The organism is Vibrio sp. 1-1(7) (assembly GCF_013048485.1).
In the GTDB taxonomy this organism is placed as follows: domain Bacteria; phylum Pseudomonadota; class Gammaproteobacteria; order Enterobacterales; family Vibrionaceae; genus Vibrio; species Vibrio fujianensis.
Genome location: NZ_VHSP01000002.1, coordinates 778,326 through 798,430, shown reverse-complemented (window position 1 = coordinate 798,430; position 20,105 = coordinate 778,326). Strand labels below are relative to the sequence as shown.

Here is a 20,105-nt window from a genome sequence, read left to right as displayed (position 1 = left end):
CCTTCGTAGTGACCTTGTTGCATTGATAAGATAACAAGGAATCATTTTGAACTCACAATCACCCCAGCTTTCAGAGGTGAGTGCTTCTCGCATCAATTACCGTCTTCCCCAAGTCGAACAGTTACTACAACTTGCTATTCTTGCTCCTTTTATCAGTCAACTGAGCCGTCCTGTTGTCACCGATATTATTCGAACTGAGCTGGCGAGCATTCGTCAGTCCGAAGCTTTCAAGACCAAAGGGGCTCAGCATATCGATATTAATCTGCGCATTGTGCAGCGCTGTGAGCGCGTATCGTTACAACGTCAGCATCGAGTGATCAATGCCACTGGTATCGCGCTGCATACGAATTTAGGCCGATCGCCATTGCATCGCGAGGTGTGGGATGCGATCTCGGATGTGAATACTGGCTACACCAATTTAGAAATTACTCTGGAAAACGGCAAACGGGGCGGGCGAAACGGACTACTGACCACTTTAGTAAGAAGCTGGCTAGGCGCAGAAAATGTACTGTTAGTCAATAATAATGCCGCTTCAATGTATCTGGTGTTGCTGGAACTGGCGAAAGGCAAAGAAGTGATTGTGTCTCGAGGCGAACAAATTCAAATTGGTGGCGGGTTTCGCATTCCCGATATTTTGGCGCTGTCGGGCTGCAAACTGGTTGAAGTGGGGACTACGAACGTTACCACGGCCGATGATTACATCAACGCGATTACCGAAGATACGGCGATGGTTTTGATGGTGCATCAATCGAATTTCTTCATTGGCGGGTTTACCGAATCTCCTGATATTCGAGAGGTAAAACGTCGTTTGCCCAGTCATGTCAATTTGGTGATTGATCAGGGCTCTGGCATGTCAACTGAACGTTTTTCATCAGACGAAACGCAACTGGCGACCTATCTAGACATGGGCGCGGATTTGGTCTGTTTTTCCGGCGACAAAATTTTGGGGGGCCCGCAAGCTGGCTTGATCGCTGGTCGTGATGAACTCATTCAACGTCTGGGTCGTAACCCGATGATGCGCGCATTTCGTTGCGGACGAATTATTTTGTCACTGATGGAAGAGTTGCTGGTTCGTAAGCTTAACCAAGAGACTTCAGGGCAAGGCATTGCTGAACGCACGCTGGCCAACTTGCCGCAGGCGCGTCAATGGTGTGAAACGCTCGCGCAGCGTTGGCATCATAGAGTGACATTTGTGCAACTGCCCACTCAAGTCGGCGGTGGTGCTATGCCTGCACAAACCTATTCTGGTTGTGGTTTAGTGCTGAACACGCCACTGAAACCACAAGCATTACTTGACCATTTACGTCTTGGCACGCCTGCCATCTTTGGTTATTTGCACAACAATCAGGTGGTGTTGAATCTCACCACGGTGCTTGAGGCGGATCAGGCGGCCTTTGTCGAACGCTTAGATAGTTTTTTTCAACAGCTCGACCGTGGTGAACACGCATGAGTGGTATAGAAATGTCACCACAGACCGTTATTGGTCTAGCGGGTCACGTCGATCACGGTAAAACCACATTAGTAAAAGCGCTAACGGGTATGATGACTGCACGCCCGCACGAACAAGCGCTCGGCATGACGCAAGATTTGGGATTTGCTCATTTCGAAGACCAACAGGGCTGCACCATAGGCATCATTGATGTGCCGGGGCATGAGCGCTACGTGCGTAACATGGTGGCTGGCGTGTGGCACATCAATATTCTGTTGTTAGTGATTTCTGCCACCGAAGGATGTATGCCGATGACTTTCGCCCACATGCGCTTGGCGCGCGCGATGGGCGTGAAAAATATCGTGGTGTGCATCAACAAAAGTGATCTCGTGAGTGAACAAGTACTCGCAGAAGTTGAAGAGTCGGCATTAGAAAGCATTATGGACGTTACGGGCATCGTACCTGAAGTGGTGTGTGTGAGTGCGCTGACGGGACACAAGATTGATACGTTGCGCCAAACCTTACTCGACATGGTGACGCGAGTTGAACCGTCCGACGCGATGCCGGGTGATACGACTACGCCGCTGCTGTATGTTGATCGCGTGTTTGTAGCCAATGGCGTCGGCACGATTGTAACCGGAACGCTGGCCCAAGGTACCGTGAGTGTTGGTGATAAGTTACTCAGTCCAACTTATGGAACGACGGGGGCGATCCGTTCGATTCAGTGTTATCACCAACAAGTGAATGAGATCTCGGCCACCTGCCGTGTGGCGCTCAATATTAAAGGTTTAAGCCGAAAACAGGTGCAACGTGGTGATTTGCTATGTGCGCCGTCGGCCCCGGTGACACTTACTGACAGTTGCATTGTACGGCTGAACGATCGTTATAGCGATGCGAGTTTAACCCGTTCGACCGAAGTGGAAGTTGCGGTGGGTACGTGGCATGGTCTTGCGCAGTGTATTCCATTGCCCAATACCCATTTGGCGCGTTTGCTGTTTCGTCAGCCACGGCCGATGTTTTTTGGTCAGCGGTTGGCGATCATTCAAAGCAACGGTCATGGATTGCTGGCACAAGCCGATGTGGTGTGGACGTCGTTTATCGCAAAAGCGCGTAAACGTGTGATCTATCAGGCGTTGTCTAGTTTGCCTGAAACACTGACGGCGCACGCGCAACTGAACATGCTGCTGCAATTACAAGGCTATTATTCGGTGGCATTATTGTGTGGCGAATCGGCGATGCAAGGCGTGGTCGAAGGGCAGTATGTGTTTGATCCGCAATGGCTAACCGAGACGCAAGCGCGTCTTATTCAATTATTGTCGGAAGGCCGTGCGATGGGGGCGGGTGAACTGTCGAGTTCGCTACAAATCGAGCCAGAAATTGTACAAGTACTGACACAACAACTCAAACAGCAACAACGTATTTTTTACAGCTACGCGAAATGGCAGTTGGGTAATGGACCAAGTGAAGATGAATTGCCCGAGGTGGCGAAAAACATTTTACGGCTTGCACGTGAAGCGGGGCAGGCTGGTTTGGAGCTTAATAAAGTTTCGCTTGGCCAAGATAAAAAATGGCTTCGTCAACTCGCGCATCAGAAATACATCACCGCCATCGATGAACAAATTTACTTCGACATGGCGGTGTATCAGGCATTGGTTAGTCAAGCCATTGGCAGCAATCACCCCCAAGATCGCATTACCTTGCAAGAGATAAAACAACGGGTAAGTTTGAGCCGGAAATACCTTATTCCGTTTGTGAATCGAATGGAAAAAGATGGCTGGTTACGTCGCGATGATGAGGTTCGAATCATCCTAAAATCGTCCAGCAAATAAGCTAAAGTGCAACACAATATGACATCAAAACGGCAGAGGGAATTCCTTCTGCCGTTTTATTTTTTAAGCAAGAAAATGTGAATGTCGTCACAAGTGTCGACGATGCGTGTCGAAGGAGAGCGCAACAGCAAATGATATGTTTAAATATACAACAATCCTGGGGGTTTAATTGGTTTAACTTATTGTTTTTAAATGATTTAAATTTAAATTTACGTTTTGGCATGTTTTATGCTTTTCAATGGGTACAATTAACAACCAGGGTATACTATGAAAAGCTTTGTGGTTGCCGACCCAACAAAATGCATTGGCTGCCAAACATGCATGGCAGCGTGTTCCGAAGTGCATAAAAAGCAAGGGTTGCAAAGTCATCCTCGCTTAACCGTAGTCAAGCATAACGACGCGACTGCGCCGATTATGTGTCGACATTGTGAAGATGCACCTTGTGCAACGGTTTGTCCGGTTAACGCGATCAAAAAAGAAGAGGATCGCATTCTCTTGCAAGAAACATTGTGCATAGGTTGTACTTTATGTGCTGTGGCGTGTCCTTTTGGTGCGATCGCACTGGATGGCAGCCGTCCCGTAGCTATGGCAAATAGCTATGAAACCTTTATCCCTTCTACCCCCCGTTCTAGTAATCCTTGTACTTCGAATCCGAAAAGTTTTGGCCACGATCTTCTGGCTTGGGAACCGGGCGTGAAAAGTATTGCAGTGAAGTGTGATTTGTGCGGATTCCGCGATAAAGGTCCTGCGTGTATAGAAGTGTGTCCAACAGGTGCGATTGTGCTGGTGGACGAAGCGAGTGCTTTGCAAGCGCGTGATGCGAAACGTGAAGCGACCTCTAGCGTGTCTGCTATTGTCAAAATGGAGCCGTAATCATGAATCCTCTTGTGCTTACCGCCTTATCTCTGTGTGGTTATATTGGCGCTGCATTTGTTGCTATGTTTTCTCGCCATCATGAGCGGGAAAATCTGCGCTTATCCTGTGTGATCAGTATGTTTTCGGGCATATTGAGCCTAATTTCTGCTGTAGCGGTGATCGTCCATCCGGTTGGTTATACGCTGCAATTTAGCTTGTTTTACGATGTGTTTTTGCTGGATAAATTATCCGCGTTATTACTGTTGGTGATTGCAATTGTTTCCATCGCTGCTGCGGGATACGCGATGAATTATCTTGATGAGTACCTAGGCCAGGGAGCCCGTTCTATTACGGTATTATTTAACCTGTTTGCCGGTGCAATGACGGTGTTAGTTACCGCCAATCAGGCGATCGCGTTCTTAATCATTGTGGAAATCATCTCACTCAGCTCGTTTGCTTTAGTGATTCAAGGAAACACGGCAGCACACCGTAAAGCAGGTTTACATTACTTGGTGATGGATCATGTGGCGAATGTGTTTATTGTCGCGACCTTTGCGATTTTAGCTTACCACGCAAACAGCTTGATATTTAGTGATTGGATCGCCACGCCACCTCAAGGTGAAATGGCGTCGCTAACCTTTGTACTAGCGCTGATTGGTTTTGGCATTAAATCGGCCGGCATATTCTTTCACGAATGGCTACCCAAAGCATACCCACTGGCACCGTCACATTGTGCGACGCTGATGTCGTGTGTAATGGTGAAACTAGGTGTGTACGGCTTGCTGAAAGTGGCTATTGTTTTTCTCGGTGCAACGCAATGGTGGTGGGGACTTGTAGTACTGATTTTTGGTGCCTTGTCTTCGGTGCTCGGTGTGATGTTTGCTTTGGCTGAACACAACATCAAACAGCTCTTAGCCTATCACTCGGTAGAAAACATTGGGATTATTCTAATGGGTGTCGGTGTAAGCATGATGGGCATTGCGACCGATCACATGGTGATTGCCGTGTTGGGTCTGCTGGGCGCGTTGTATCATTTGCTTAACCATGCTGTGTTTAAAGGCTTATTGTGTTTGGGAGCTGGCTCGCTGGTTTATCGCCTGCACACCAAAGACATGGAAAAAATGGGCGGTTTGGCGAAACATATGCCACAAACAGCGCTAACTTTTCTGATTGGTAGCATGGCGATCTCTGCCCTGCCACCATTGAACGGTTTTGTCAGTGAATGGTTTATTTACCAGTCGCTGTTTTCGATTAGCCAAACGGGTAGCGTGGCACACCTAGTCTTTGGCCCGTTTGGCGCGGTGATGTTGGCATTGACGGGGGCATTGGCATGCATGTGTTTTGTCAAAGTGTACGGTATCTGTTTTGGTGGTGCGCCGAAATCTGAAGCAGCGGAAAAGGCTACCGAAGTGGGCCGAGCGATGGTCAATGCCACCATTGGTTTGTCTGTGTTGTGTGTGGTGTTGGGCATTGCTGCACCATGGATTGCACCTTACATCGCCGATATTGCTAGTGCAACGCTACGAACAGGGGCCGTGACTGTGGCACAAGATATTACCTTGTTCCCAGCCAACAATATGCAAGCTCTGCTATCTACCCCGATTATTTTATGTGCACTTGCACTGTTGCTGTTGGTACCAATGGCCATTTTAGCTTTCCACAAACGTCAACGTTTAGCCAATCGCCACCAAGGTGACCCTTGGGCGTGTGGTTATCAGTACCAACAAAAAATGACGGTTTCTGCGGGAGGCATCACTCAGCCGATGCGTCATATGTTCCGCTATATCTACCAGTCTCGACCTAACCGCACTTGGATGGAGCGTTTTTTACTGTCTCAACCTCCTGCAGGAGAAGAAATCTCGTGTCGAGCTTACCGTAGAACCATGATGTTCTGGATTGGCTTTGTTGTGCTTTGCACGATCTTTTTCCCGTTGATTTCTGGAGTTATGTAAATGTATTCACTAGAAATGCCCAGCTTAAACTGGGTGATCTTTGCGGTGTTTCAAGCGTTGCTGATGTTATGTCTGGCACCGTTGGCGACTGGTTTTTCTCGTGTTATTCGAGCCAGAATTCACTCTCGCCGTGGTCCTGGCATCCTGCAGGATTATCGTGATATCGGTAAGTTATTACGTCGTCAATCGGTGGCACCAGCCAATGCCAGTTTTGTGTTTTGGATGATGCCTTGGGTACTGCTGATCAGCCTGTTACTGGTTGGTATGTCACTGCCAACACTCACTAGCATGTCACTGTTTCCGGTCTCTGGTGATTTGATCACCGACATTTATCTGTTAGCGATAGGTCGTTTCTTCTTTTCGTTGTCCGGTATTGACTCTAACAGCATGTTTGCCGGTATGGGCAGTAGCCGCGAATTAACATTGGGTATTCTGATTGAACCCATCTTTATTCTCGCAATTTTCATTATGGCATTGGGCGCTGGGTCGACCGACCTTGGCGTGATCAGCCACACCGTGCAAAGTGGCGAGTGGGCGCGTCCGGTGACTTATCTATTTGCGGGGATTGCGTGTGCGTTTGCGGTATTTGTGGAAATGGGCAAATTGCCGTTTGACAGTGCCGAAGCAGAACAAGAACTGCAAGAAGGCCCAGTGACGGAATATTCCGGTGCGGGTTTGGCGATGGTGAAACTGGGCTTGGGATTGAAACAGTTAGTGGTGGCTCAGCTATTTTTGGCCATTTTCATTCCTTGGGGACGCGCGACGAATTTGGACGGTGCAACGCTATGGAGCGCTGCGTTAATCCTGTTGGTAAAACTATTCGTTGTGTTCTTGTTAGCTGGCATTGTCGAAAACTGCATGGCGCGTATTCGGTTTCTCAACATGCATCGAACGGTTTTCCCCGTTATTGGCGGCACCGTTCTCGCGTTGGTCTTTTTTATTTTGGGTTGGTAACAGATGATGACAATGAATACACAAAACGATGCCTTGGCAAAAACGGGCAAACACTATCTGGCGGGGTTGGTGCAAAAATTCCCGAATGCCATCCTTGAAGAAGAGTGGCAAACCACGACTCAAGTTACCATCACGGTGAAAATGACCTCGCTGGTTGAAGTGATGCAATGGCTTTACTACGATCAAGGCGGTTGGCTGACAGTGTCATTTGGTAACGACGAACGCAGCATTCATGGTCACTTTGCGGTGTACCACGCGTTGTCGATGGAAGGGGTTGAAAAATGCTGGATCACCGTCAAAGTATTGGTGGATGCCAACAGCCAAGAGTTTATTTCTATCACACCAACCATTCCTGCAGCGGTATGGGGCGAACGTGAAATTCGTGACATGTTCGGTCTGCGCCCAGTAGGCCTGCCTGATGAGCGTCGCTTGATCTTACCGGATGACTGGCCAGACGATGTGCACCCACTACGAAAAGATGCGATGGATTATCGTCAGCGTCCACAACCGACCACGGAAACTGAAACATACCCGTTTATCAACCAACGCGGTGATGATTCCAACCGCATCGTGCCAGTTGGCCCAATGCACATCACTTCCGATGAACCCGGACACTTCCGCCTGTTCGTAGATGGTGAAGATATCGTTGACGCCGATTACCGGATGTTCTACGTCCACCGAGGCATGGAAAAATTGGCCGAAACTCGCATGGGTTATCACGAAGTGGCTTTCTTGGCCGACCGCGTTTGCGGGATTTGTGGTTTCACCCACAGTATTGGTTACGCCAATACTGTTGAGAACTCGCTGAATGTCCAAGTGCCATTACGTGCGAAAATGATCCGTACCATTTTGCTTGAAGTTGAACGTTTGCACAGCCACCTATTGAACATTGGTTTGTCGAGCCATTTTGTGGGGTTTGACTCAGGCTTTATGCAATTTTTCCGCGTGCGTGAAAAAACCATGGAACTGGCCGAGCTGCTGACAGGCGCACGAAAAACTTACGGTATGAACCTGATTGGCGGTGTTCGTCGCGACTTTTTAAAAGCGCAACGAGAAAAAGGCATCGCGATGGTACGTGAAGTTCGCCACTCATTCCAAGCGTTAGTGGAAGTATTGCTGTCAACACCGAACATCGATAGCCGTTTGGTGGGGGTCGGTGTGTTGGCAAAAGACATCGCACGCGATTTCAGCCCAGTTGGCCCGCTGATTCGTGGTAGCGGTTTTGAGCGAGATGTACGTGTTGTACATGGTCAATCACTAGAAGCGTACGCCAACGTGCCGATTGAACTGCAACACATGGGCAACGGCGACGTGCAATCTCGCGTGATCGTGCGCATTCGTGAAGTGTTGGATTCTCTCAACATCATCGAATACGGTTTAGATAACCTGCCAGCCGGTGCGATTTTGACGGAAGATTTCGAATACACACCCTACAAATTTGCGCTCGGCTTTACCGAAGCGCCGCGTGGTGAAAACGTTCATTGGAGCATGACGGGCGATAACCAAAAACTGTTCCGCTGGCGCTGCCGAGCGGCCACTTACGCGAACTGGCCAACCCTGCGTTATATGTTACGTGGTAACACCGTAGCAGATGCGCCGCTCATTATTGGTAGTTTGGATCCTTGCTACTCTTGTACTGACCGCGTGACCATTGTGGATACCAAGAAAAAGCGTAGCCAAACCGTGCCCTACAAAGCCATTGAGCAATACAGCGTGAGCCGTAAAAACTCACCGCTGAAAGGACTGTGAGGTTGTCATGATTAAATTACTCAAAACCATTCTCAAAACTGGTGTCGTCACGGAAAAATATCCGTTTGCACCATTTGAGGTTGCCGAGGACTTTCGTGGTAAACCAGAATTGAATGCAAGTCAATGTATTTCGTGTGGTGCGTGTACTCGCGCTTGTCCTGCGAATGCCTTGATCATGGAAACCGATGAGCAGAAAGGCACCCGCCGTTGGGAGTTATCTCTGGCGCGCTGCATTTACTGTGGTCGCTGTGAAGAGGTGTGCCCAACTCACGCGATTGAACTCTCCGAAGCGTTCGAATTGGCCGTAACCAAAAAAGAAGATCTGTATGAAAGTGCCGAGTTTGAATTGGCTAATTGCACCTGCTGTAACCGTCCGTTTGTAGCGAAAAAACTGCTCAATTACGTGGTGGATTCCCTCGAGCAAGCGGGGTTGCGTGGTGAAGCGCTCGCTACCCGTCGCCGTCAACTGGAAACCTGTCCGGCCTGCCGCCGGGCAGACAACATGCTTGATGGCACCAATTTGGCGACACATCGTTATATGACCAGTCCTAATGATTTAATCCTGATGAGTTCGGAGGATATGTGAAAGGTATTAAGCAACTGTCTGGCGAAAAACACACTACCGCCGTACCAGTCGACGTCTCTCCACAGCATGAGAAGCTGAAACAAGTGCTGATCAAGCAGATCAAACGTTCTGCTTACGTTTACCGCGTGGACTGCGGCGGTTGCAATGGGTGCGAAATCGAAATCTTCGCTGCGACGACACCGGTCTACGATACCGAACGTTTTGGGATCAAAGTGGTGGCATCTCCGCGTCATGCCGATATTTTATTATTTACCGGTGCGGTAACGCGTGCTATGCGCGCTCCGGCGCTACGTGCGTATGAAGCTGCACCGGATCCGAAAATAGTGGTCTCCTATGGCGCATGCGGTTGTGACGGCGGTATTTTTCACGACTTGTACTGTGTGTGGGGGGGAACAGATAAAATCGTGCCAGTCGATGTTTACATTCCGGGCTGTCCTCCAACGCCTGCGGCGACCCTGTACGGTTTTGCGGTGGCGCTTGGTCTGCTTGAGCAAAAAATGCATGCCAAACAGCATGATGCGCAATCCACTTCTGCCACATTGCGTCATACCGGTATCCCGATGGATATCCGCGTGATGGTGGAACGTGAAACGCGTCTATTGGCCGGTTACCGCCAAGGTAAACGCATCGCTAATGAACTGTTAGCGGTGCTGGCAAATAGTACAACTGACAACGTTGACAGCAATGTTAGTTGTTACTTGAGTGAGCGCGATGATCCACGCTTGAGCGACATTGTCAACAGCGTGATGCGTTCTGTGATGCGTCAAATCACTGGTGGCGATCAACCTAAAGGGGCTTGTCATGGCTGTTAGTGAATCGCGCCATTTGGATGGCCAAGTCTACTTTTACCGCTTGAGTCGTAAATTTGTCGATGACAAATACGATGTGCCCGACGAAGCGAAGCAGATCATGTATTACAGCCTGACCATCGGCCACCACCTTGGCATTGTCGATTGTTTGAAATCTGAAATGCAATGTTCGGGGCAGGAGTATTTGACTTGGATCTCTGCTCTTGATGAACACAGCGAAGCGTACCGCAAACTGAAAGGCTTTTTGATGTTTGGTGAAATCAGTGTATTTCCCGAGCATATTCACATGTTGGCGATAGCGCTTGACCACATTGATAGCACCACACAATCAGAAAAAAGCCAGCAGTTGACGAAAGGCATGATCGCGATTTTGAATGCGATCTATAACGAACCAACGATGTATTTGATGATTCGGGGTGGAGCATGAGCCAAGACTTACTGTTAACCGTTGGCAATAATATGATGGGAGATGATGGCGCAGGCCCACTGTTGGCACAACTGTGTCGCGAGAATCCAGTGGGATGGAGTGTGATCGAAGGTGGCACCATGCCGGAAGATAGCTTGCATCTGATTCGAAAAATTCAGCCACGACGTGTTTTGGTTGTGGATGCGGCCGACTTTGGCGAAAAGGCGGGTGAAGTGCGGATTATTGAGTCTGAGACCATCGCTGATATGTTTATGGTATCAACGCACAGTTTACCGCTGAACTTCCTGATTGATGAGCTAAAAACGTTCGTACCCGAAGTTACATTTGTCGGCATTCAGCCTGCAATTGTGGCCTTCTCGTTTCCGATGACCGAAATGGTTACCGAGGCCGTGACCGAGTTACATCGTCGTCTTCCTGAGTGGCAAGGCCATGGTGGTTATGAGAGCTGCTAACTCGTGATTACGCTGAGTATCGACACTTATGTCGAAAATTACCGACATAAGTGTCGATATCGTTATCCGCTCAGTTAAATCATCGTGATGATTCGATATTTTATCACGAATTTTTTATTGTTTTTATTTTAAAAACAATGAGTTAAGGTTGATTTTTTGACCTTTGAAATATTGGCACACATTGTGCTTATAGGGGCTGGGTGGTTGACTCGGTCCTATCGACACAGAAGGATATCCCATGAATCGATTTATCTTTGCTGACGCTAATAAATGTATTGGTTGTCGCACGTGTGAAGTGGCCTGTGCGATTTCACATCAAGATGAAGGTATCGGGACACTGCAAGATCGTGAGAGTTTTTTACCTCGGTTAGAGGTCATTAAAAATGCTCACGTCACCACGCCGGTGATGTGTCGTCAATGCGACGATGCGCCTTGTGCTCAAGTGTGTCCTAATAACGCGATTGTTCACGAGGACGGTTACATTAAAGTGATTCAATCGCGGTGTATTGGCTGTAAAACCTGTGCCATTGCTTGCCCCTACGGAGCAATGAATGTGGTTACAACCATGGTTGAAGACACATCACGTAGTGCTTTATTTGCTCGAAAAGTGCCTAAATCACAAGCGATTAAATGTGATTTATGCGCCCATCGTGCTAATGGACCTGCGTGTATGGAGGTTTGCCCAACAGGTGCGATTTCTCTGATTGAACCAGAGGAAATTCATCAAACCAGCCAGAGCAAACGTGAAGCGGCTGCCAGCCGTATCGCGATTCTCACTGTCTGATTTCTTGAAATAGTTAAGAAGGTAACTATGAAAAAATCCATTGTAGTTTGTCCGTACTGTGGTACGGGATGCAAACTAAAGCTACTTGTTGAGAACAACAAAGTAGTGGGCGCAGAACCGGCCGATGGTCGGACGAATGAAGGGCAATTGTGCCTGAAAGGTTATTATGGTTGGGATTTTCTCAACGATACTAACTTACTGACTCCTCGTCTTAAAAAACCCATGATTCGTCGTACTAAAGACGCGAAATTGGAAGCGGTTTCTTGGGATGAAGCATTAGACTTCACGGCTGAAAAGCTGATGGAAATCAAAAGCAAATATGGTCCAGATGCAATCATGACAACCGGTTCGGCTCGCGGACCTGGTAATGAAGCTAACTTTGTGATGCAAAAGTTGGCGCGTGCCGTTATTGGAACCAATAACGTCGATCACTGCGCTAGGGTGTGACACGCGCCATCAGTCTCCGGTCTGGAGTCAACAGTAGGTAATGGAGCAATGAGCAATGCCATTCCCGAAATTCAAGAAACAAAATGTTTGCTCATTTTCGGTTACAACGCAGCGGATTCTCATCCAGTTGTAGCAAGACATATTATCAAAGCGCGTGCGAATGGTGCCAAGGTCATTGTTTGTGATCCACGTAAGATTGAATCTGCGCGTATTGCGGATCAGTGGTTACCACTGAAAAATGGCTCGAACATGGCGCTGGTGAATGCACTGGCTTACACTATCATCGAAGAAAACCTGTACAACAAAACCTTTGTTGAACAATACACTGAAGGGTTTGATGCGTTCTACGATATTGTTAGAAATTACGCACCAGAAACGGTAGAGGCAATAACGGGGCTCGATGCGGCATCGATTCGTTTAGCCGCTCGCACTTATGCGGCTGCGCCCGAAGCGATGATTCTTTGGGGCATGGGCGTGACCCAATACGGTCAAGCGGTCGATGTTGTTCGTGGCTTGGCTGGCCTAGCAACATTGACAGGTAACTGGGGGCGTCGTGGCGTGGGTTGTGGCCCGGTTCGTGGTCAAAACAACGTACAAGGTACGTGTGACTTAGGTATGTTGCCGCACCAATATCCAGGTTACCAAAATGTGACTGATGATGCGGTCCGCGCGAAATTCGAAAAAGCGTGGGGAGTGTCTTTGTCGCCAAACCCCGGCTACCGCCTGACTGAAGTGGGTCATAAAGTCGCAGAGGGTAAATGCAAAGCCTTCTATATCTTTGGTGAAGATCCTGCTCAGACAGAAGCTGACCTGAACGCGATGCGTAATACGTTGCGTAAGATGGAACTGGTTATTGCACAAGATATCTTTATGACCAAAACGGTTGAAATGGCCGACGTGGTTTTTCCTGCCACCAGTTGGGGGGAACATGAAGGTGTCTACTCAAGTGCTGACCGTGGTTTCCAACGTTTCTATAAAGCGGTTACCCCGCCAGAAGGCGTGAAACCCGACTGGGAAATCTTCAGCTTGTTAGCGACTCGCATGGGATATCCAATGCACTACAACAATACCCAAGAGATTTGGGATGAGTTGCGTTCATTGGCACCACTTTACGCCGGTGCAACCTACGAAAAAATGGCGGATCTGAAATCGGTACAATGGCCTTGCCCAACCGAAGATCACCCAGGAACATCGTTCTTATTTGAAGGCAATAAATTCACGACACCATCAGGTAAAGCGCAGTTCATTGCCGCAGATTGGCGTCCGCCGCTAGAACAACCGGATGAAGACTATCCACTGGTATTGTCAACCGTGCGTGAAGTTGGCCACTATTCTTGTCGTTCAATGACGGGTAACTGTTCTGCACTGTCAGCTTTGGCTGATGAACCAGGATATGTTCAGATGAACCCACAAGATGCAGAAAAATTAGGCATTAAAGATCAACAGCTTGTTTGGATTTCATCGCGTCGCGGTAAAGTTATTTCTCGAGCAAGTTGTAGTGAACGAACCAACAAAGGTGTGGTGTACATGACCTACCAATGGTGGATCGGTGCTTGTAATGAGCTGACGATTGAACATCTGGATCCAATCTCAAGTACGCCGGAATTTAAATATTGCGCCGTGAAAGTTGAGAAGATTGACAATCAAGATTGGGCTGAAAATTATGTACAAACTGAATATAGCAACATGAAAGCGCGATTAAAGTCGCAAGTTGAGTTTGCTTAATTCGGTAATCAATAGCTCTTCGTATGCGTTTATTATGCGTTTATAATGCTAATAAATACGAAGAGCTATATAATTTATTATTGTTGTTATGAATAAAACAGAAAAAGAATTAACTGCCTTTTCTAAGGCAATGTTGCTAATTCATGGTATTTCTGATCTGCTTACATTTCTTCATAGTGAAGAGTGTGAATTTTTACATGTAGAGAGAATAAATATCATTCTAAATGATGAACGGCTAGGTGAAGCGGTCGTTTATTTTTTTGATGCCAATAAGCAAATCCAAAGTGATGTGGTATTTCATCATAATATTGATAATTATCATCAAAGTTACGAAGAAAACGTTTATCAACTTGACGGTGTTGATTTTTACTATTCACACCCTAAGCTAGCTCAGCATCCGGCTTACCAGAATGTGCGTAGTTACTACAAGATTCCGTTAGATAAACAGCTAGGTGCTATCGAACTGATTAACCCGATGTTTGACCAATTAGATGGAGGTGAAAATCAATTTAAATTATTTAATAGTATGTTGGTTTCATTTATTACGCATGTGTTGGATCATCAACATGAAAATACATTAACGCGACATATTAGTAATGAAAGAGACAATTATCATATTTTGGTAGATGTCACCAATGCCGTGATTAGTCAGAGCAGTAAAGAAAATCTATTAACATCATTACTCAATTGTTTACATCCTTATTTTAAAATAAAAGAATTATCCATTATTGAGACGGATAAAGGGCGTTGTATTCAGCGTGATGGACGAATTATTGGGAATGATATTCAAACGCAGTGTTTTTTCTTTAATGATATCTCTGGAAGCGTGCTCGATATTTATTGTTCAGAGACAATCATTGTCACCGGTGATGATCTCAAACAATTACGCGCAGAATATTCCGATTTCAATATTGAAAATGATATTGAATGTTTAATTTTAGCACCATTGATTTTCCGCCGGGAATTGGTGGGGAAAGTGGCTTATATGTTGAGCGATGCTGCACAATTGCAAGAGATTGATATTGCATTGATGCAACAGATTGCGGCGCGGGTAGCGCTGAGTATGCACAGTTTACGTGGAAGCCAGCACAGTACACACTCGCAGGCGAAAAGCACCGACATTCTCATCGAAGAAACGTACGACCATTACCAGATCTTTGACGACATCATCAGCCAAAGTGAAGTAATGAGTAACGTATTGGATCAGGTCGCCATGGTCGCGAGCTGCGATAGTACGGTGTTGATCGAAGGGGAGACGGGAACCGGTAAAGAACTAATTGCAGCAGCGATTCATAAGATGAGTCGCCGCTGTAATCGCCAGATGATCAAAATGAACTGTGCGGCGATTCCGGATGGTTTGTTTGAAAGTGAGCTGTTTGGGCATGAACGCGGCGCATTTACTGGTGCGATCAAAAACCGAGTGGGCCGCTTTGAGTTGGCAGACCAAAGTACGTTGTTTTTGGATGAAATCGGCGATTTGTCGCTAGCGCTGCAACCAAAGTTACTGCGAGTGTTGCAAGAGCATGAAATTGAGCGCGTAGGTCACAACCAATTGATTAACGTCGATGTACGTTTGGTGGTGGCGACCAACGTCGATTTGCTGGCACGGGTGGAAGATAAGCAGTTTCGTAGTGATCTATATTTCCGCATGAATATCTTCCCAATTAGGTTACCGCCGCTGCGCGATCGTGCGGAAGATATTCCGTTGCTGGTGAAGCATTTCACGCGCCTGATTTCGAAAAAAATGGGCAAAAACATTCGCGCCATCACCCAAGAATCAATGCGTTGTATGACCGAATATCAATGGCCGGGTAATGTACGTCAGTTGAAAAACTTTATCGAACGATCAGTGATTTTAACCCGCGGCGAAGTACTGAATGCACCAGTTCATGAGCTAGTTGGCATGGGGCAACCTGTATCGGGTCATGTATCAGCGAAGGAATTTAGCCCAGTAGCGGTTCACAATAACGATGAAACAATCTCTCGTGAAGCGATCATTGAAGCGCTGAAAGAGAGCAACGGCATTGTCGCTGGGCCAAGAGGCGCGGCTGTGAAACTCGGACTGAAAAGGACAACCTTGTTGTCACGTATGCAAAAAATGGAAATTAGCAGTAAGGATTATCTTGTTGAGCGTTAAGCCGCTTTGATTGCGGGTAGCTTGATCGACAGACAATAAACAAAGGTATCAATGATGAACGAAGAACAACATACGGTCTGTCATCCCGAAGTGACTACTAGAAGTATCACTAAATATCAATGCGCTCGAGGACAGTGGACTCAAGATGACATTTTGATAGAGGAAACGCCGATTGCGCTGGAATACAACGGTATTGCTTATACCGTCATGATGGGAACGCCACGAGATTTAGAAATGTTTGCGCTGGGGTTTTCACTCAGTGAAGGCATCATCGAACACCCTCGTGATGTTCACGACATTGATGTGATCCACAACGAGCAAGGTTGCACGGTGTCAATTGAATTAGCCAATCGCTGTGTTGCCCGTTTGAAAGCGCGTCGCCGCTCAATGGCCGGTGTGACTGGATGCGGGATCTGTGGCACGGAACAACTCAGTCAGGTCGTGCGTTGCCTGATGCCATTACCCACCACCGCGCAGTTTTGTTTTGATTATTTAGATCATTCGCTTAAGGCGTTAGAGCAGCAGCAACGTTTGAATCAACTGACGGGTACGACGCACGCTGCCGCTTATCTTGATCAGCATGGCGATGTACAAGCGTTGTTTGAAGATGTTGGCCGCCACATTGCGCTGGATAAACTGCTCGGATGGGCGAGCCGCCAGCAAGTGAAGGGGGGCGCTGTATTGGTCACCAGCCGCGCCAGTTTCGAAATGGTGCAAAAAGTGGCAGCGTGCGGCTTTGAAATTTTGCTCGCGCTATCGGGCCCAACCTCTATGGCTGTCGAACTGGCAGAACGTCTTAATGTGACGTTATGTGGCTATTGTCGCGAAGGCCGACTCAATATTTACGCACACGCTGAGCGTGTGCGTTATCAGGAGATAGCGCAACGCGATGTCGGTTAATCACGTTGATAAGTGGTCGTAAGGCTCATGGCTATTGGATTGCCAGTATATGTCTGCAACTGCAAGTTGTTTGGGTATATATGAGGAGTCGTGAGTTTTCGTTTTTATTTTCTTGTTCATTTTTAAGAGCTTTTTATTATGGGTAAAAAAAATACAGCAATTGTTAGTCTATGCCTTCTTTTCTCACCAATGGTGTTTGCTCACCCGGGGCACATGGGCAGCCATGGATTGGAAAGTGGCTTTATGCATCCGCTAACCGGTTTGGATCACATGAGTGTCATGATTGGTGTGGGGCTGCTTGCGGCACTGTTTGGTGGTAAAAACCGCTGGACGATGCCCCTGAGCTTTATCGCCTTTATGGTGGTTGGCGGCGTGATGGGCATTTCAGGCTTTGTGGTGCCAGGTGTCGAAACCTTTATCGCACTGAGCGTGTTGATGATGGGTGTCATGCTGTTTCGTGGCGCGAACATGCCACAAAAAATGGTGATCGCACTGATTATGGCGTTCGCGGTGTTTCACGGTATGGCGCATGGCGCAGAAATGCCAATCAACGGCCAAGCGATCAGCTACTTCTCTGGTTTTATTATCGCTACCGTTGGGCTGCATATTGCCGGTATCGCATTGGGTGAAATGGTAATGCGCTTTGCGGCCAGTAAACGGCTGACGAAACTGGCTGGAGTATTTATCGCTCTGCTGGGTGGCTCATTCCTGTTTTCATAACGGATAGAAACGATGATACGTTGTCTGATTGAAATCAAAGGGCAAGTACAAGGGGTCGGTTTTCGTCCCTTTGTGTACCGTCTTGCGACAGAGCATCAGTTGAAAGGCTGGGTGAGTAATGATGCGCAAGGCGTGCGTATTGACGCACAAGGTGAACAGCGTTTATTTGACGCATTTTATCGTGAATTATTGCTTAAAACCCCACCGTTAGCACGGATTGATAATATGACATTGCGTCCGTTGGAGCTGACCAGTTTTACGGAATTTTGTATTTTGTCCAGTCGTGGGGACAATGAAATTAGCGTCAGTGTTCCTCCCGATCAAGCCATTTGTATGGATTGTCGCCGGGAGCTGTTTGATCCTAATTCGTGCTTTTATCATTATCCTTTTATCAACTGCACTAATTGTGGGCCGCGCTATACCATCATCAAAGCCTTGCCGTATGACCGTCATCAAACCTCGATGGCGAATTTCAAGCTTTGTCCAGCTTGTGCGTGCGCATACCAAAACCCAATGGATCGCCGTTACCACGCGCAACCGGTCAGTTGCGCGCACTGCGGTCCATCGGTCTCTCTACTTAGCTCACAACAAACATGTATCGCCAAAGAACAACAAGCGATTGAATGCGCGGCCGAACAACTGATCGCCGGTGGTGTGATTGCGCTCAAAGGTCTTGGCGGATTTCATTTGGTGTGTGATGCCACGTCGTCTCAAGCGGTTGCACGGTTGCGTGATTTAAAACATCGTGCCAGAAAACCGTTGGCGGTTATGGTAAGCGATGTGTCGCAAGCTAAACATTACGTGCAAGGTGAAACATTGGAGTGGCAAACGCTGGCATCGCAAGCCAGTCCTATCGTTTTGATGCATAAAGCGATGCACATCGATGAGAGTAGAGCCCCCGTGGCTGACAACGTTGCACCAGGTGTCCATTGTCTTGGCGTGATGCTGGCGTATACACCGTTGCACTTGCTGCTGATCGAAGCGTTACAACTGCGCGGTTGTTTTGCCCCCTTAGTGATGACCAGCGCTAATTTGTCGGGCTTGCCATTGGCAACTGAAGCGCAGCACGTGTTTACGATGTTTGGTTCTTCCCTCGATAGCGTGCTCGATCACAACCGTCCAATCGTCAATGCTTGTGATGACAGCTTAGTACAACTCGCCGCCGGTAGCATGCGCGTGTTGCGTATGGCGCGCGGTTATGCGCCGCTGAGTTTTCCGCTCGTAAATCGTGTTCCGGCAACCTTGGCTGTGGGGGCGCAGCAAAAATCCACCGTTGGGTTTGCGGTGCGAAATCAATGGTTTTTATCACCTTATCTGGGCGATCTTAATGATCTTTATACTCAGCAACGTTTTATCGATGCCTCTCATGACTTCCCGAAGCTTTATCAAGCACCGATTGAGCGTTGGGTGTCAGATGGTCATCCAGGTTATTTTTCAACTCAATGGGTGAACGAGCAAACTGATTCAGCATTGCACGTACAACACCATTACGCGCATATTTTGTCGGTGATGGCGGAATCGCAACTCAATGGCCCAGTTCTTGGCGTGAGTTTTGATGGTACCGGCGCGGGTGATGACGGTACGGTATGGGGTGGGGAAGTGATGATTACGGACCGACTCGGTTATCAGCGTATTGCGCATCTTCGTCCTTTTCGTCTGATTGGTGGGGAGCAAGCGATCCGTGAACCAGCACGTGTGCTATACGCCTTGTTGCTCGAAATCATGCAGCCGGAACAGATCCAGGGGTTAAATCTATCAGCGTTTGCGACCTGGTCTGCTTCGCGTTTTCAAAACCTGTTTCACCTCTGGCGCAATGCCAAACGTTCACCGTTGTGCAGCTCGGTTGGTCGCTTATTTGATGCGTGGGCGTGTTTGTTGGGGTTAGTGCAGACCCCTGATTATGAAGGAGAAAGCGGACTGCAAATGGAAAATGCTGCGCGCCAAGCCGGTGATCACCAGTTTGCACTGACCTTACCTTGGCGCGATCAGCGACTCGATTGGGCACCTGCGTTGCAGCAATGCTTGACCGCTCACGAAGCGTCGACCAAATGTTGGGCTTGTGTATGCAGTGACGCCTTTATTAGCGCGTTGGCACAAGCGGTGGTCGATATCGCGCAGCAATATGCCAACTTACCATTGGTGCTCAGTGGTGGGGTGTTTCAAAACCGCTGTTTGCTGGATGCCATTGAAGCGATGTTTCCTGATTCAGCGTGCCCGTTTATCACGGGAAGCGATATTCCGGTCAATGATTCTGGAATCGCCGCCGGTCAGCTTTGGCATCAATTGGCATATGACATTTAGTTGAATCTAAAAAAGTAACGTCACCGCGATTCATGGCGTCGTGGCTTCA

Annotated in this window: 16 protein-coding genes; all 16 read left to right on the top strand. The window is 47.9% G+C overall.

Annotation, left to right across the window (positions count from 1 at the left end; translation table 11 throughout):
• Positions 1–46: 46 nt before the first annotated feature.
• Positions 47–1,450 carry an L-seryl-tRNA(Sec) selenium transferase gene (gene selA, locus FKN05_RS11425; RefSeq protein WP_170887522.1) on the top strand — a complete coding sequence of 468 codons (1,404 nt, stop codon included), beginning with the start codon at positions 47–49 and terminating at the stop codon, positions 1,448–1,450.
• The gene (gene selB, locus FKN05_RS11420) at positions 1,447–3,258 is read left to right on the top strand and encodes a selenocysteine-specific translation elongation factor (protein ID WP_170887521.1); all 1,812 of its coding nucleotides are present in this window, start codon (positions 1,447–1,449) and stop codon (positions 3,256–3,258) included. The genes selA and selB overlap by 4 nt, the downstream gene beginning before the upstream one ends.
• A gap of 267 nt (positions 3,259–3,525) precedes the next feature.
• On the top strand, positions 3,526–4,131 hold the full coding sequence (locus FKN05_RS11415; RefSeq protein ID WP_170887520.1) for a 4Fe-4S dicluster domain-containing protein: 606 nt from the start codon (positions 3,526–3,528) through the stop codon (positions 4,129–4,131).
• A gap of 2 nt (positions 4,132–4,133) precedes the next feature.
• The gene (locus FKN05_RS11410) at positions 4,134–6,065 is read left to right on the top strand and encodes a proton-conducting transporter transmembrane domain-containing protein (protein ID WP_170887519.1); all 1,932 of its coding nucleotides are present in this window, start codon (positions 4,134–4,136) and stop codon (positions 6,063–6,065) included.
• Complete coding sequence (locus FKN05_RS11405; protein ID WP_099611310.1) at positions 6,066–7,019, top strand: respiratory chain complex I subunit 1 family protein; 954 nt, start codon at positions 6,066–6,068, stop codon at positions 7,017–7,019.
• 3 nt (positions 7,020–7,022) lie between these two features.
• Positions 7,023–8,768, top strand: a complete 1,746-nt coding sequence (locus FKN05_RS11400; RefSeq protein ID WP_099611309.1) for a hydrogenase large subunit — start codon at positions 7,023–7,025, stop codon at positions 8,766–8,768.
• Between the two features lie 7 nt (positions 8,769–8,775).
• Positions 8,776–9,354, top strand: a complete 579-nt coding sequence (locus tag FKN05_RS11395; RefSeq protein ID WP_170887518.1) for a formate hydrogenlyase complex iron-sulfur subunit — start codon at positions 8,776–8,778, stop codon at positions 9,352–9,354.
• Positions 9,351–10,166 carry an NADH-quinone oxidoreductase subunit NuoB gene (locus FKN05_RS11390; protein ID WP_099611308.1) on the top strand — a complete coding sequence of 272 codons (816 nt, stop codon included), beginning with the start codon at positions 9,351–9,353 and terminating at the stop codon, positions 10,164–10,166. The genes FKN05_RS11395 and FKN05_RS11390 overlap by 4 nt, the downstream gene beginning before the upstream one ends.
• Positions 10,156–10,590 (top strand): formate hydrogenlyase maturation HycH family protein, encoded by a 435-nt coding sequence (locus FKN05_RS11385; RefSeq protein ID WP_099611307.1) that lies wholly within the window; start codon positions 10,156–10,158, stop codon positions 10,588–10,590. Before FKN05_RS11390 ends, FKN05_RS11385 begins: the two co-directional genes overlap by 11 nt.
• Complete coding sequence (hycI, locus tag FKN05_RS11380) at positions 10,587–11,042, top strand: hydrogenase maturation peptidase HycI (protein ID WP_099611306.1); 456 nt, start codon at positions 10,587–10,589, stop codon at positions 11,040–11,042. Before FKN05_RS11385 ends, hycI begins: the two co-directional genes overlap by 4 nt.
• A 238-nt stretch (positions 11,043–11,280) precedes the next feature.
• Complete coding sequence (locus FKN05_RS11375; RefSeq protein WP_099611305.1) at positions 11,281–11,826, top strand: 4Fe-4S dicluster domain-containing protein; 546 nt, start codon at positions 11,281–11,283, stop codon at positions 11,824–11,826.
• Between the two features lie 27 nt (positions 11,827–11,853).
• Positions 11,854–13,998, top strand: a complete 2,145-nt coding sequence (gene fdhF / locus FKN05_RS11370) for a formate dehydrogenase subunit alpha (protein WP_161428519.1) — start codon at positions 11,854–11,856, stop codon at positions 13,996–13,998.
• Between the two features lie 88 nt (positions 13,999–14,086).
• Entirely contained in the window at positions 14,087–16,135 is a 2,049-nt protein-coding gene (locus tag FKN05_RS11365) for a sigma 54-interacting transcriptional regulator (protein ID WP_099611304.1), read from the top strand.
• A 51-nt stretch (positions 16,136–16,186) separates the two neighbouring features.
• Entirely contained in the window at positions 16,187–17,035 is an 849-nt protein-coding gene (fdhD, locus tag FKN05_RS11360; RefSeq protein WP_249339306.1) for a formate dehydrogenase accessory sulfurtransferase FdhD, read from the top strand.
• Between the two features lie 138 nt (positions 17,036–17,173).
• Positions 17,174–17,755 (top strand): HupE/UreJ family protein, encoded by a 582-nt coding sequence (locus FKN05_RS11355; protein ID WP_170887517.1) that lies wholly within the window; start codon positions 17,174–17,176, stop codon positions 17,753–17,755.
• Positions 17,756–17,767: 12 nt separating this feature from the next.
• Positions 17,768–20,056, top strand: coding sequence for a carbamoyltransferase HypF (hypF, locus tag FKN05_RS11350; RefSeq protein ID WP_170887516.1), 2,289 nt, complete (start codon positions 17,768–17,770; stop codon positions 20,054–20,056).
• The last annotated feature ends 49 nt before the right edge of the window (positions 20,057–20,105 follow it).